The organism is Streptomyces sp. NPDC090077 (genome assembly GCF_044747545.1).
Taxonomy (GTDB): Bacteria; Actinomycetota; Actinomycetes; order Streptomycetales; family Streptomycetaceae; genus Streptomyces.
Genome location: NZ_JBIVEG010000030.1, coordinates 54,998 through 69,606, shown reverse-complemented (window position 1 = coordinate 69,606; position 14,609 = coordinate 54,998). Strand labels below are relative to the sequence as shown.

The 14,609-nt window shown below is 74.1% G+C and carries 9 protein-coding genes, 1 tRNA gene and 1 pseudogene; 5 read left to right on the top strand and 6 right to left on the bottom strand.

Going from position 1 to position 14,609, the window contains the following annotated elements; translation table 11 throughout:
* Positions 1–160: 160 nt before the first annotated feature.
* On the bottom strand, positions 161–1,876 hold the full coding sequence (gene metG, locus ACIPW5_RS33110) for a methionine--tRNA ligase (protein WP_401253010.1): 1,716 nt from the start codon (positions 1,874–1,876) through the stop codon (positions 161–163).
* A gap of 518 nt (positions 1,877–2,394) precedes the next feature.
* Here metG and ACIPW5_RS33105 point away from each other — a divergent pair.
* Positions 2,395–2,925, top strand: a complete 531-nt coding sequence (locus ACIPW5_RS33105) for an RNA polymerase sigma factor (protein ID WP_401253007.1) — start codon at positions 2,395–2,397, stop codon at positions 2,923–2,925.
* An 818-nt stretch (positions 2,926–3,743) separates the two neighbouring features.
* A pseudogene (locus ACIPW5_RS33100) lies at positions 3,744–4,463 on the top strand (IclR family transcriptional regulator C-terminal domain-containing protein); the annotation flags it as partial.
* 334 nt (positions 4,464–4,797) lie between these two features.
* Here ACIPW5_RS33100 and ACIPW5_RS33095 read toward each other — a convergent pair.
* The 3 genes from ACIPW5_RS33095 to ACIPW5_RS33085 form a co-directional block, all read right to left on the bottom strand.
* Positions 4,798–6,474, bottom strand: coding sequence for a serine/threonine-protein kinase (locus ACIPW5_RS33095; RefSeq protein WP_401253004.1), 1,677 nt, complete (start codon positions 6,472–6,474; stop codon positions 4,798–4,800).
* Positions 6,475–6,629: 155 nt separating this feature from the next.
* Positions 6,630–6,714 (bottom strand) — tRNA-Leu (locus tag ACIPW5_RS33090).
* Between the two features lie 168 nt (positions 6,715–6,882).
* Positions 6,883–7,824, bottom strand: coding sequence for a beta-ketoacyl-ACP synthase III (locus ACIPW5_RS33085; protein ID WP_401253002.1), 942 nt, complete (start codon positions 7,822–7,824; stop codon positions 6,883–6,885).
* Positions 7,825–8,033: 209 nt separating this feature from the next.
* Between ACIPW5_RS33085 and fdhD the strand changes: the two genes are divergently transcribed.
* Positions 8,034–8,873 (top strand): formate dehydrogenase accessory sulfurtransferase FdhD, encoded by an 840-nt coding sequence (gene fdhD / locus ACIPW5_RS33080; RefSeq protein ID WP_401252999.1) that lies wholly within the window; start codon positions 8,034–8,036, stop codon positions 8,871–8,873.
* Positions 8,874–8,932: 59 nt separating this feature from the next.
* Here the strand turns inward: fdhD and ACIPW5_RS33075 are convergent, their stop codons facing one another.
* Entirely contained in the window at positions 8,933–9,358 is a 426-nt protein-coding gene (locus ACIPW5_RS33075; protein WP_401252997.1) for a (2Fe-2S) ferredoxin domain-containing protein, read from the bottom strand.
* Positions 9,359–9,367: 9 nt separating this feature from the next.
* Positions 9,368–10,420, bottom strand: a complete 1,053-nt coding sequence (locus ACIPW5_RS33070) for a bile acid:sodium symporter family protein (protein ID WP_401252995.1) — start codon at positions 10,418–10,420, stop codon at positions 9,368–9,370.
* A gap of 153 nt (positions 10,421–10,573) precedes the next feature.
* On the opposite strand from ACIPW5_RS33070, the gene ACIPW5_RS33065 reads away from it, so the two are divergent.
* Positions 10,574–11,425: a LysR substrate-binding domain-containing protein gene (locus ACIPW5_RS33065; RefSeq protein WP_401252993.1), complete on the top strand. Its 852-nt coding sequence runs from the start codon at positions 10,574–10,576 to the stop codon at positions 11,423–11,425.
* 1,297 nt (positions 11,426–12,722) lie between these two features.
* Positions 12,723–14,549 (top strand): AMP-dependent synthetase/ligase, encoded by a 1,827-nt coding sequence (locus ACIPW5_RS33060; RefSeq protein WP_401252990.1) that lies wholly within the window; start codon positions 12,723–12,725, stop codon positions 14,547–14,549.
* Positions 14,550–14,609 lie beyond the last annotated feature (60 nt).

The following is a 14,609-nucleotide window of genomic DNA, read 5'->3' as shown; positions in this document are numbered from 1 at the left end:
CGGGTCTGCACGCCCAGGCGGAGTCCTCGTGGTGGGGTTTTGCCTACCATCGGCGCCCCGCCGGCGGACCCGGGGCCGCCCCGGGACGCACCGCCCCCGGACACGCCGGAGGGGCGCGGCCGCACGGGCCGCGCCCCTCAACGGGCGGTCACGGGGGCGCTCAGGCCTCCGGGTTGCCGCCGAAGCGCTCGCGGTAGGACTCCAGGTCCTCCTCGGTGACGCGGGCGAAGAGCACCGGCGGCACGGTGAACGGGGTCCCGGCCGGGACCGTGTCCAGCGCCTTGGCCTGCTCCGGGGTGACCCAGGCGGCGGTGTCGCCGGCCAGCTCGAAGGAGGAGCGCATGGCGCGCGCCGAGGCCGGGATGAACGGCTCGGAGACCACCGAGTAGAGGTGGATGAGGTTCATCGCGGTGCGCAGGGTGAGGGCGGCGGCGTCGAGGTCGGTCTTGACCTCCAGCCACGGGGCCTTCTCGTCCAGGTAGGCGTTGCCGGCCGACCACAGGGCGCGCAGCGCGGCGGCGGCCTTGCGGTACTGGAGGGTGTCCATGTGGCCCTCGTACTCGGCCAGCAGTTCGGCGATCTGCTCGCCGAGCTTCGCCTCCGCCTCGCCGGCCGGGCTGCCGGCCGGGACCTCGTCGCCGAACTTCTTGCGGGAGAAGGTCAGTACGCGGTTGACGAAGTTGCCGAGGGTGCCGCCGAGGTCCTTGTTGACCGTGGCCGCGAAGTGCTCCCACGTGAAGGAGGAGTCGTCGGACTCGGGGGCGTTGGCGATGAGGAAGTAGCGCCAGAAGTCGGCGGGCAGGATCTCCAGCGCCTGGTCGGTGAAGACGCCGCGCTTCTGCGAGGTGGAGAACTTGCCGCCGTAGTACGTCAGCCAGTTGAAGGCCTTGACGTAGTCGACCATCTTCCAGGGCTCGCGGGTGCCGAGCTCGGTGGCGGGGAACATCACCGTGTGGAACGGGACGTTGTCCTTGGCCATGAACTGGGTGTAGCGGACGTCCTCGGCCTCGTACCACCAGGACTTCCAGTCGCGGTTCGCCGGGTCGGCGTCGGCCCACTCCTTGGTGGAGGCGATGTACTCGATCGGCGCGTCGAACCAGACGTAGAAGACCTTGCCCTCGGCGGCCAGCTCCGGCCAGGTGTCGGCCGGGACCGGGACGCCCCAGTCGAGGTCGCGGGTGATGGCGCGGTCGTGCAGGCCCTCGGTCAGCCACTTGCGGGCGATGGAGGACGCCAGCTGCGGCCACTCCTCCTCGTGCTCCGCGACCCAGGCCTCGACCTCGACCTGGAGCTTGGACTGGAGGAGGAACAGGTGCTTGGTCTCGCGGACCTCCAGCTCGGTGGAGCCGGAGATGGCCGAGCGGGGCTCGATCAGGTCCGTGGGGTCCAGGACGCGGGTGCAGTTCTCGCACTGGTCGCCGCGGGCCTTGTCGTAACCGCAGTGCGGGCAGGTGCCCTCGACGTAGCGGTCCGGGAGGAAGCGGCCGTCGGCGGGCGAGTACACCTGCCGGATCGCGCGCTCCTCGATGAAGCCGTTGGCCTGGAGCTGCCGCGCGAAGTGCTGGGTGATCTCGACGTTCTGCGCGGAGGAGCTGCGGCCGAAGTAGTCGAAGGACAGCTCGAAGCCGTCGTAGACCGCCTTCTGGGCGTCGTGGGCCTGCGCGCAGAACTCGGAGACCGGCAGGCCGTTCTCCTTGGCGGCGAGCTCGGCGGGGGTGCCGTGCTCGTCGGTGGCGCAGATGTACAGGACGTCGTGGCCGCGCTGGCGGAGGTACCGGGAGTACACATCCGCCGGAAGCATCGACCCGACCATGTTGCCCAGGTGCTTGATCCCGTTGATGTAGGGAAGCGCGCTGGTGATCAGGTGTCGAGCCATCCTCGGATGCTCCATTCGTTTCATTTGTACGGATCTACGCGTGACAACGCGCGGTTCATCGTATCGAACCGGCGAAACGCCACGCGTCGGCTTTTTCCCGGGGGTCCGGGGCGGTACGTCGGGACGCAACGCAAAAGCGAGGACTGTGACCTCTCCGTCACGGCCCTCGCGATGGGCCCATGCTACAGCCGCACCGCGGGGGCCCCGACCGGTGTCCGCGCACCGGACCTCCCGCCGGACCAGGCACCGGACCTCCCGCCGGACCTCCCGCCGGACCGCGGCCGGCCCCGGCATATGCGTTCGGCCTCCGCGGCACCCCGCCCGATCGTCATCGGTCAGCAACCGATCACCACCGGGCCTAATCCCCTCATGTTGTTCCTCAGCCTTCTCGGGGGGCGTAGGCGCTGTTCTCATGGACCCCGCACCAGGGGATGAGGTGGGGAACGGTGAACGATGGCGGACCGGAGGAGTCCGGCGGGGCCGTGGGACTGCCCAGCCGACGGCGGCAGCCGACGCCCATGAGTCAGTGGGATCCGACCGCGCGCCTGTCGTACTGGGCCTTCCACACGAACCGGCGGCCCGCGTACATGCGCTTCGCGTACCTCCAGCTCGGCTCCGACGGGGCCGCCGAGGACGCGGTGGACGCCACCTTCGACTCGATCATGAACGAGTGGCTGCGCATGCTGCACATGGACCGCCTCGACGCCTACGCCTGGACCGTGCTCAAGCAGCGGATCGTCGACTGGCAGCAGCGCCGCGACCCGCGCCTGCGCCGCCCCGAGCCGATGGACATCAGCGCCTTCGAAGCGGCCCTCAAGGAGGCGCATTCCGACCAGTACGAGGTGCTGACCGACACCATCCGCTTCTACTCGGCGGTCTCCCGCCTCGCCGAGCGGCAGCGCGACACCGTGCTGCTGCGCTACGGGCTCCAGTGCACCCTCGGGGAGGCCGCCGCCGTGATGGGCGTCGACGAGGCCACCGTCCGCTCGCAGCTCGGCCAGGCCCACCGGCGCCTCGCCCGGCTGCTCGACGCCTCCGCCGGATCATGAGGCCCGGCGAGCACCCGGGCCCCGGCGGCGGCCGGGCGGCGGGCCCGCGCTCCCTGGCGGAGTTCCTGGCCTGTGCGGGCGTGCGCGACCGCTACCCGCACTACGACCTGGGCGCGGCCGAGGCCCGGCTGCTGCGCGTGCCCCGCGCCCCGGGCGCCCCCCCGGCCGCCCCGTCCCGGAGCCGCCGCCGGCCCTTCGGCTGGAGCGACCCCGCGCGGGAGCGCCCGCTGGAGTCGGAGCGGGCCCGGCGGGACCTCAAGGCCGCCTGCCTGACCGTGGTCGGGGACCCGCGGGCCGGGGCCGACCTCGAAGCCTTCCTGGCGAGCCGGCACAGCGACCTGCCGGGGGCGGTCGTCTTCGGCTGCCTGCTGTACCTGGCCGGGCTGCGCGAGGGATCCCGCTTCTGGTGGCAGTTCGCCGCCGGCTCCGGCAGCCCGCGCACCGCCCCGGCCGCCTACTGCCTCTTCCTGGACCACTCCCGGCGCGGCGAGCACCACGACGCCCGCCACTGGGCGCGGGAGCTGTGCCGCCGGGGGTTCCGGCCCAGTGGCCGGCGCGAGCTGCGCGAGGTGCGGCTGTGCGCCCAGGCGGCCGTCCTGCGGTACGTCGACCAGTGCGACGACCCCGATCTGGGCCCGGTACCGCTGCCCAGGCCGGGGCTGCCCGCGGTGCTGGCCGCGTTCCTGCCGCCGCCCCCGCCCCCTCCGCCACTGCCGTCCGCCGCCGCCCGGCCCCGCCCGGGCCCGGGCCCGCTGCGGCACCCCGCGCTGACGTCGGCCGCGCGGGGGACCGCGGTCCCGTCCGACACCGGCGAGGCCCTGGCCCAGGCGCGGCGCGCCCTGGCCGTCGTGCGGGTCCTGGAGCGGCACCCGCTGGGGGTGCGGGCCGCCCGGCTCGCCCGGCAGTCGGGACTGGCCGCGGCGGAGCTGCGCCCGCTGCTCGTGATGCTGCGCGAGGAGGAGTACGCGTACTGCCCGGCCGCCGGGGTGTACGCGCCCGGCCCGGCCCTGGACCGGCTCGCGGCCCCGGGCGGCGGCGGTCTGGCCGGGCAGCTCCAGCGCACCCTGGCGCTGGCCCGCGACAGCGCGGGGGCGGCCGTGTACCTGAGCCGGTACGCGGAGGGCGAGGTCCGGATCACCCAGATGGCGGACGGTCCGGGAGCTCCGCCGGTGCGGGAGTGGGTGGACTTCCGGGCAGCCGCGCACGCCAGCGCGGTCGGGAAGTGCCTGCTGACGCAGCTCGACCACGACGGCCGGGCCGACCACGTGGCCCGCCACCGGCCGGCCCGGCTCACCGCGCGGACCATCACCGACAGCCGGGCCCTGTTCAGCGCCCTGGACGCGGTGGCTCCGGGCGCCCCGGTGTTCGACCTGCGCGAGTACTCCCCCGGGGTCGTCTGCTCGGCCGTGCCGATCGCCACGGGCGACGCCGCCGGGAGCCTAGCCCTGTCGCTGCCCGCCGCGCACGCGCACCGGCTGGGTGCCGCGACGCAGGCCCTGCGCCGCAAGGCCGTGCCGGTGCTGCTGGCGCTGCTGCTGTCCGGGGCCATCCCCCCGGACGTCCCGGCGGGTGCCGCCCCGCCCGCGCCGGCCGCGGCCGCCACCCCGGAGACCCTGCGCCAGCTGGGCCGACTCTTCCGGACCCCGCTGACCCGCTTCGCCGCGTCGGCGGCCGGCCCGCACCTGGTCAGTGACTCCGCGTCGGGGGCCGCGTACCTGTTCGACGCGCCCCCGGAGGGCGGCGGGCCGCACCTCGCGCTGCCGCGGACGCTGGGCCCGCTGGCCCCCGGCAGCCTCCCGGCCCCGGAGGGCCTGGTGGTCCTGGGCACCCGGCAGGAGCGCGCGGACTCCTGACCCGGCGGGCCCCTGGCCCCTATCCTCCGACCGGGACGAAGGAGTCCAGGGCGGCGTCGAAGTTCCCCCTGGCCTGGGTGAGGCGGCCCAGGGGGGCCGAGACCCAGACGTCGTACATCCGGCCGTTCTCGTCCCAGCAGAGGTCGAAGGTGTGCCGGGGCCCCTCGGCGGCGGTGAAGCCGTTCCAGGTGAACTCCCACAGGGCCGCGGGCAGTCCGTCGTGCGTGGTGGGGACGATCGTGTTGTCGCGGTAGCCCGGGTTGTTGGACGGGCCGTTGGCGTCGGACTGCCGCATCGCGGCGAGCGGGCCGCCCGAAGCAGGCTTCACCTTGATGCCGATCCGGATCGCCCCGTCCGGGGAGACGTAGAAGACCCGCTGGTCGTCGGTGGTGCGCTGGAAGCCCTGCGGTACGGCGAGCCCGAAGCCCTCCGGGTCGGAGACGAAGCGGTACCCGGCGGGCGCCGCCTTGCCGGGGGCCGGCTGGGCGGGCGGGGCCGGGGCCGGCGCGGTCACCGTGGCCGTGGTCGTGGCGGTGGCCCCCGCGGAGGCCGCGGCCGGGGCCGTCGGGGACTGCGGGGCGGAGCTGGTCACCGCGGGGGAAGGGGACGTGGGGTCGCCCGGCCCGGCCGCCCGGCCCTTGTCCCCGGACCGGTCCGAGAGCAGGGAGGTCACGGCCACCGCGCCGATGACGGCCACCACCACGAGCGCGGCGACCAGCCCGACGCGCAGGCCGGCCCGGCGGGGCCCCGGCTGCGCGGCGGGGCCGGTCTGCGCCGTGACGCGTTCGGTCGGCGAGTACCCAGAAGGGGCGGCGGGCCCGGGCGGGTCGGCGGGCCCGGCCGGGCGGGCCGGGCCCGGGGTGCGGTCGAGGAGGGGCAGGCTGCCGGTGGTGACATACGCGGACAGCATCCGCCGGGCATCGGCGACGCCCAGCCGGCGTTCGGTGTCGCGTTCCAGCAGGCCCCGGACGAGCGGGGTCAGCGGACCGGCCTGGACCGGCGGGCGGATCTCGTCGTAGACGACGGCGTGCAGCACCCCGCCCAGCGAGTCCCGGTGGAAGGGCGACTCTCCGGTCAGCGCCGCGCACAGCAGGGCGCCGAGCGACCACAGGTCGGATTCGGGCCCGGCGGCGGCTCCCTGCATCCGCTCCGGGGAGGTGTACTCGGGCGAGCCGACGAAGGCGCCGGTCTCGCTGATGGTGGTGGAGCCCGCGAGGCGGGCGATGCCGAAGTCGGTGAGAACGACCCGCCCGGTGCCCGCCTCCATGAGGACGTTGGCGGGCTTGACGTCCCGGTGGAGGACCCCGCGGTCGTGCGCCGCGCTCAGGGCCCCGAGCAGGGCGAGGCCGATCCGGGCGGTCTCGGCGGCGTCCAGCGGCCCGGTGGACCCGAGGCGGTCGGCGAGCGAGCCGCCCTCGACGAGTTCCATCACGATGTAGGGGCGGCCGTCGTCCTCGACCACGTCGTGCACGACGACGACGTGCGGGTGCTTGATCTGCGCGACGGTACGGGCCTCGCGCAGGGCTCCCGCGGCCTCCTTGCCCTCGCCCACGTGGAGTTCCTTCACGGCGACCGCCCGGCCCAGGAGCTCGTCGGCGGCCTGCCACACGGTCCCCATCCCGCCGCGGCCCAGCCTCTTCCCCAGGCGGTACCGCCCGGCGATCACGACGTCGTTGCGCGATTCGTCCTGCGACACGTTCCCCCCTCGACCCGGTCAGGCCCCATGATGCCGCACCGACGGATCCGGCCACCGCGTTCCACGGAGAGCTCACCCGGGCTCGGCACCGGAAGGAATCGGGGACAGCCGCCAAACGCGAAAGAACCCCACCGGAGTGGGGTTCTTCCTCTGTGTGTCCGAGGGGGGACTTGAACCCCCACGCCCGATAAAGGGCACTAGCACCTCAAGCTAGCGCGTCTGCCATTCCGCCACCCGGACCAGGTGGTCGGCCCCGGTTTCCCGCGGCGACATGGACAACCATAGCAGGGGATCGACCGGCTTCCGACCACGTTTACGAGCGACCGCCGGTCCGACACGCCGCGCTGACCTGCGGGCATGCCGGGAGCCCGGCGGCGCGGGGGTCCGGCCCGGGCGGCCGGGGGCTCCTCAGGGGCAGCTGATGACCTGGCCGGCGTAGGAGAGGTTGCCGCCGAAGCCGAAGAGCAGGACCGGGGCGCCGGAGGGGATCTCGCCGCGCTCGACCAGCTTGGAGAGGGCCATCGGGATGCTCGCCGCGGAGGTGTTCCCGGAGTCGACGACGTCGCGGGCGACGACGGCGTTGACCGCGCCGATCCTGGCGGCGAGCGGCTCGATGATCCGCAGGTTGGCCTGGTGCAGCACGACCCCGGCGAGGTCCTCGGGGGTCACGCCCGCCTTCTCGCAGACCTTGCGGGCCAGCGGCGGGAGCTGGCTGGTGGTCCACCGGTAGACGGACTGGCCCTCCTGGGCGAAGACGGGGGGCGTGCCCTCGATCCGCACGGCGTGGCCCATCTCCGGAACCGAGCCCCACAGCACCGGGCCGATGCCGGGCTCCTCGCAGGCCTCGACGACGGCCGCGCCCGCGCCGTCACCGGTCAGCACGCAGGTGGTGCGGTCGGTCCAGTCGGTGATCTCGGTCATCTTGTCCGCGCCGATGACCAGCGCCCGGGTGGCCGAGCCGGCCCGGATCGCGTGGTCGGCGGTGGCCAGGGCGTGCGTGAAGCCCGAGCAGACGACGTTGATGTCCATCACGGCGGGAGCCCCGCGCATGCCCAGCTTGGCGGCGACGCGCGCGGCCATGTTGGGGGAACGGTCGATGGCGGTGGACGTGGCCACCAGGACGAGGTCGATGTCGTCGGGGCTCAGGCCGGCGTGCGCGAGGGCCTTGCCGGCCGCCTGGTAGGCGAGCTCGTCGACCGGCTCGTCGGCACCCGCCACGTGGCGGGTGCGGATGCCGACCCGGGAGCGGATCCACTCGTCGTTCGTCTCGACCATGGCCGCGAGGTCCTCGTTGGTGAGCACTTTCGCGGGCTGGTAGTGCCCTAGCGCCACCACGCGTGAACCGGTCATGGGCGGGGTCCCCCTCTGTACGGCAGGCAGTCAGGTTGACCCAGCTTTGCCTGCTACCGGCGGGTACGGGTGCGCGTGACCCAACAGGATTCCGCCACTGGAATTTGGAGCATTCCGAGCAACTTCCTGCCGGAACCGCCCGCAGCGGCCGATCCGGGAGAATGTCCCCGTCAGGTGTACACGAGCACGGAACAGGTGGGCTGAGCACGATGGGACGGGTCACCGAACGGCGCCGCGTCGTACGCATCCGGGGCGGTGCGGCCGGGGTCCGGCCCGACACCCTGGTCGCGGAGGAGCCGCTGGAGATACGGCTGAACGGCAAGCCGCTGGCCATCACGATGCGCACCCCGGGGGACGATTTCGCGCTGGCGGCGGGCTTCCTGGTCAGCGAGGGCGTCATCGCGCGCACCTCGGACGTCCAGGCCGTCACCTACTGCGAAGGCGCCACCGAGGACGGCACCAACACCTACAACGTGGTCAACGTGCAGCTGGCCCCCTCGGTTCCCGTTCCGGACATCACGCTGGAGCGGAACGTGTACACCACCTCCTCCTGCGGACTGTGCGGCAAGGCCAGCCTGGACGCGGTCCGCACGGCGACCCGCTTCCCGGGACTCGCCGCCGATCCCGTACGCGTCCCCGCGGAGCTCCTCTCCCGGCTGCCGGACCGGCTGCGCGCGGCGCAGAAGGTCTTCGACCGCACGGGCGGCCTGCACGCGGCCGCGCTGTTCTCGGCGGAGGGCGAGCTGCTCGACGTACGGGAGGACGTGGGCCGGCACAACGCCGTGGACAAGATCGTCGGGCGGGCCCTCCAGGCGGGACGGCTGCCGCTGGCCGGGTCGGTGCTCCTGGTGTCGGGGCGGGCCTCCTTCGAGCTGGCGCAGAAGGCGGTCATGGCCGGCATCCCGGTGCTGGCGGCCGTGTCGGCGCCGTCCTCCCTGGCGGTGGACCTGGCCCTGGAGTCGGGGCTGACCCTGGTCGGCTTCCTGCGCGGCCCCGACATGAACGTGTACGCGGGCGAGGAGCGGATCCTGCTCCCGGGCACGGTCTAGGCCGTCTCTTCCGGATCTCGCCTGACCCGCGCCGCCCGGCAAGATCCGAAAGAGACGACCTAGCGGCGACGGCCGCGCCGGGGGGCGGCGGGCTGCTTCGGCTCCGGGGGGTCGATGCGGTGCAGGTCGAGGGTGGCGGGGAGCGGGGTGCTGCCGGGGCCGCCGGACTCCGCCCAGGCGATGATCTCGTCCGTCGCGGTGTCGTCCAGGGCGAAGCCGAACCAGACGGCCCGGGCGCCGCGGCGGCGGGCCTCGGTGGTGGGCTGGACCACGATCACGTTGGCCTGGGCGCACGGCCCGAGGCAGTCGCTCGTACGGACCGCGAGGCGCCCCCCGGACGCGGCGGCGGCCTCCTGCAGCCGGGCCAGCTGCCCGGCGTGGTCGGAGCCGGGGTTCTTGCGGGGGTCCCCGCAGCAGCAGCCTCGGCAGACGACGAGGGTGCAGGGGCGCGGGGCGGTGGCGGCGAGCGGGCGTATCCAGGTCACTGCCGCACGTTACCGGCCCTGGGCGGCGGGGGGTTGGACCCCGGGCGAGACCTCCACCACACGTCGGGCGTCGAGTTGGTCCGCGAGGACCGCCTCGGGGTCGCGGGCGCGGCGGCGGGCCAGGACCGCGCAGACCATCAGCTGCATCTGGTGGAACAGCATCAGCGGCAGCACCGCCAGCGAGGCCTGGGCCCCGAACAGGACGCTGGCCATGGGCAGTCCCGCGGCCAGGCTCTTCTTCGACCCGGCGAACTGGACGGCGACGCGGTCCGCGCGGCCGAAGCCGAGGCGCGCCGCCCCGTACCAGGTGGCGAGGAGCATGACGGCGAGGAGTACGGCCTCCACCGCCAGCAGGGCGCCCAGGCGCGGGAGGCTGACCTGGTGCCAGACCCCGGCGGCCATGCCCGCGCTGAAGGCCGCGTAGACGACGAGCAGGATCGAGCCCCGGTCGACGTAGCCGAGCACCTTCTTGTTGCGCACCAGGAAACCGCCGACCCACCGGCGCAGGACCTGGCCGAGGAGGAAGGGCAGCAGCAGCTGGAGGACGATCTTCAGCAGGGAGTCGAGGGAGAAGCCCCCGGCGTCGCCGCCGAGGAGGGCGGCGGCGAGCAGCGGCGTCAGGACGATGCCGGCGAGGGAGGAGAAGGAGCCCGCGCAGATCGCGGCGGGGACGTTGCCCCGGGCGATCGAGGTGAAGGCGATGGAGGACTGGATGGTCGAGGGGACCAGGCACAGGAACAGCAGCCCGCTGTAGAGGGGCTGGGTGAGCACGCCGGGCACCAGGACGCGGGCGGCCAGACCCAGCACCGGGAAGAGGACGAAGGTACAGGCCAGGACGGTGAGGTGGAGCCGCCAGTGGCGCAGGCCGTCCAGGGCCTCCCGGGTGGAGAGCCGGGCCCCGTAGAGGAAGAAGAGCAGGGCCACGGCGGCGGTGGACGCCCCGTCGGCGACGGCGGCACCGGCCCCCCGGGCGGGGAGCAGCGCGGCCAGGCCCACGGTGGCGAGCAGGGCCAGCACGTACGGGTCCAGGGGCAGCCAGGCGGGGAGGCGGGGGCGTCGCATCGGGGGTGCTCACTTGCTGTCGTACGGGGAATGGGGGGGACGGCGAGAGGTGCGGGGGGGGTACGACCATCGTGGCGGTTCGACGGTCATCGGGAAACCCGCACACCGAACTGACTGTCATCACGGAACACGATGACGGCCTAGGCTGGGGGCATGTACGACCCGGTCCAGCTGCGCACCTTCCTCACCGTGGCCCAGACGCTCAGCTTCACGCAGGCGGCGGCCCGGCTCGGGGTACGGCAGTCCACGGTCAGCCAGCACGTGCGCCGGCTGGAGGAGGCCACGGGGCGCCCGCTGTTCGTGCGGGACACGCACAGCGTCGGGCTGACCGAGGACGGCGAGGCGCTGCTGGGCTTCGCCCGCACCATCCTGGAGGCGCACGAGCGGGCGGCGGCCTTCTTCACGGGGACCCGGCTCCGGGGGCGGCTGCGGTTCGGGGCGTCGGAGGACTTCGTGCTGACCCGGCTGCCGGAGATCCTGGAGGGGTTCCGGCACGAGCACCCCGAGGTGGACCTGGAGCTGTCGGTGGAGCTGTCGGGCACGCTGCACGAGCGGCTGGACGCGGGGCGCCTGGACCTGGTGCTGGCCAAGCGCCGCGGGCCCGGGGACGAGCGGGGCCGGCTGGTGTGGCGGGACCGGATGGTGTGGATCGGGGCGGAGGGGCTGCGAGTGGACCCGGAGCGCCCGGTGCCGCTGATCGTCTTCCCGCCGCCGGGCATCACCCGGGCGCGGGCCCTGGAGGTGCTGGAGCGGGACGGGCGGGCCTGGCGGATCGCGTGCACGAGCGGCAGCCTGAGCGGCCTGATCGCGGCGGCCCGCGCGGGGCTCGGCGTGATGGCGCACACCCGGGGGCTGATCCCGCCGGGCCTGGTCCGGGTGGGCGGGCTGCCGGAACTGGGGCCGGTGGAGTTCGCCCTCCTCCAGGGCCGCCGCCCGACCCCGGCCGCGGAGGCCCTGGCGGCCGCCGTCCTGGCGGGCGGCGACCGCCTCAGCCGCCCGGCCTGACGGGCGGGGGCGGGGTACGCCGCCTCGTGGGGCCCGCTATCTCCCCCTCGACCCACCGGGCCCGGTCGGCAGTTGCCCACCCGCCTCCCGGGGTGCGGGGCGGGGGTGGGCGGGGGCCGGCCCACCGGGCATCCGGGCCCCATATCCCCGTTCCGGGGCCAGGGGTGCGGCTCTACCTGCACGAAAAGTCGATCAGAGCAGGCCAGGGAGCCGACAGGCGCGACAGATCGCTACGCGCTCCTCATTTCTCAGCGTCCAGCGACCGCCCTGGGCTGATACCTGCACCAAAAGTCGACCAGAGCAGGCCAGGGATCCGACAGGCGCGTCAGATCGCTACGCGCTTCTCCCGTTTCGGCGTCCCGCGGCCGTCTGGGGCTGGGACGGGCGAGAAAAGACGGCGTGCAGGCCTTCTGTGTGCCTGTGACCAGCCCAGGACGGCCGCCGGACGCCGAGACGAGAGGAGCGCGTAGCGATCTGACGCGCCTGTCGGATCCCTGGCCTGCTCTGATCGACTTTTCGTGCAGGTACCAGCCCCAGGCGGTCGCCGGACGCTTGGCCGGGAGAAGCGCGTAGCGATCTGCTGCGTCCTGGCCGGGCCCCTGGCCCGGCATCACGGACATGGGGCTCGGATGCCCGGCAGGCCGGCCCCCGGCCCCTCGCCCATCCCTGACGGGCCCGCCCCTGCTCCTTCTCCCCGTGACCGTTCTTTTGGGGGCTTCCCGGCAGTCTTTCGGCTTTCCGGGGCGGGTCGGCCTGTCAAGGGTGGCCGAAGGCCATCGCGAAGCGACGCGACCGCAGGGAGCGCCCTTGACAGGGCGGCACGAACCGGAAGGACGATGGACTGCCGGGAAACCCCCAAACCAACTGTGAGACGGGCCCAGGAGCTACCGCTCCCCACCCACCCCGCCCCACAACCAGAGCCCGCCGCCCCGGAAGGCCGACGGCCCTCCCCAGCCTCCACGCCCCGCGCCCACCCCACCCCGAACCGCGACGCCGGACACCGCTCCAGGCCCACCCCGCCCGCAGGCCCCCCACCGCCGCACCGTGCCACGTACCCACCCACCCGCACCCGGGGAGGCGGGTGGGCAGTCGCCGACCCGCCCCCACCCCCTCGCGGGGGAGATGGCCCGCCCGCGCCGCGCGGCCCGGTCATGTGTCCGCAGGGCGTACGTACGTCTGCGTCGCAGGTCACGGGGGGTGCGGGTGCGGGGGGATCTTGTGGAGGTTTCCGCGGGGGTGCCGGGCGCGGGTGCGGGTGAGGTAGCGTCGCGGCGCCCTGCACGCAGAGGAGCGGAACTTGCGCGAGTTCACCGTCCCACCCCTGGTCACCGGCGCTCCGGCCGGAGGCCTGGCCGACTCGGTCTTCCTGCGCGCCGGGCGGGATCCCGAGCACGTGGTGCTGGGGCGCAAGACGGACGGGGTCTGGCGGGACGTGACCGCCCGTCAGCTGGCCGGGGAGGTGCTCGCGCTCGCCAAGGGGCTGCTGGCGCAGGGGGTCCGGTTCGGGGACCGGGTCGCGGTGATGTCCCGTACCCGCTACGAGTGGACGCTGTTCGACTTCGCCCTGTGGGCGATCGGGGCGCAGCCCGTGCCCGTGTACCCGACGTCGTCGGCGGAGCAGGTGCACTGGATCCTGTACGACTCGGCCTGCACGGGCTGTCTGGTGGAGAACGAGGACCAGGCGATGACGGTCGGCTCGGTGATCGAGCGGCTGCCGGGGCTGCGCCTGCTGTGGCAGCTCGACGCGGGGGCGGTGGAGGAGCTGGTGGCGGCCGGGCGGGGGGTGGCCGAGGAGGTGGTGCACCGGCACCGGGGGGCCGTGACCCCGGACGCCGTGGCGACGGTCATCTACACCTCGGGGACCATGGGCCGGCCCAAGGGCTGTGTGCTGACGCACGCCAACTTCATGTACGAGGCCGACACGCTGGTGGCGCGGTGGGAGTCGGTGTTCCGGGCGGGTCCGGGCGGGGAGCAGCCGTCGACGCTGCTGTTCCTGCCGCTGGCGCACGTGTTCGGGCGGATGGTGGAGGTGGCGGCGGTGCGGGCCGGGGTGAAGCTGGGGCACCAGCCGGCGGTGGCCGCCGCCGAACTGCTGCCGGATCTGGCGGCGTTCAGGCCGACCTTCGTGCTGGGGGTGCCGTACGTCTTCGAGAAGATCTTCGCGGCGGCGCGGCGCGCGGCGGAGGCGGAGGGGCGCAGGGGGCCCTTCGACCGGGCGGTGGAGACGGCGGTGCGGTACGCGGGGGCGCGCGAGCGGAAGGCGTTCGGGGCCGGGCCCGGTCCTTCGGCGGCGCTGCGGATGGAGCACCAGGTCTTCGAGAAGCTGGTGTACGGGAAGGTCCGCGAGGCGTTCGGCGGCCGGGTGCGGTACGCGATGTCGGGCGGGTCGGCGATGTCGCGGCGGCTGGGGCTGTTCTTCGAGGGGGCCGGGATCACGGTGTTCGAGGGGTACGGGCTGACGGAGTCCTGTGCGGCGGCGACGGCGAATCCGCCGGGGGCGGTGAAGTACGGGACGGTGGGTCCGCCGATCCCGGGGAGCACGGTGCACATCGCGGACGACGGGGAGGTGTGGCTGCGCGGCGGGCACGTCTTCTCCGGGTACCTGGGGGATCCGCGTTCCACGCAGGAGGTGTTGCGCGGGGGCTGGCTGGCGACCGGGGACCTGGGCCGGCTGGACGAGGACGGTTATCTGACCATCACGGGGCGCAAGAAGGAGATCCTGGTGACCTCCAACGGCAAGAGCGTGGCTCCGGCGGCCCTGGAGGAGCGGGTGCGTTCGCATCCGCTGGTGTCGCAGTGCGTGCTGGTGGGCAACGACCGGCCGTTCGTCGCGGCGCTGGTGACCCTGGACATGGAGGGGGTCGCGCACTGGCTGTCGATGCGCAAGCTGCCGCAGCGGACGGCGGCGCAGGTGGTGGGCGACCCCGACCTGACGGCGGAGGTGCGGCGGGCGGTGGTGGCGGCGAACACCCTGGTGTCGCAGGCCGAGGGGATCCGCGCCTTCCGGGTGCTGGCCGAGCAGTTCACGGAGGAGCGGGGGCTGCTGACGCCTTCGCTGAAGCTGAGGCGGCGGGCGATCGAGAAGGCGTACGAGCGGGAGGTCGCGGGCCTGTACCCCTCGTAACCCTCATCTGACGATCCGTCATTTCATCGCGCCAAGAATATTGACGGTGCGTCAGGTCAC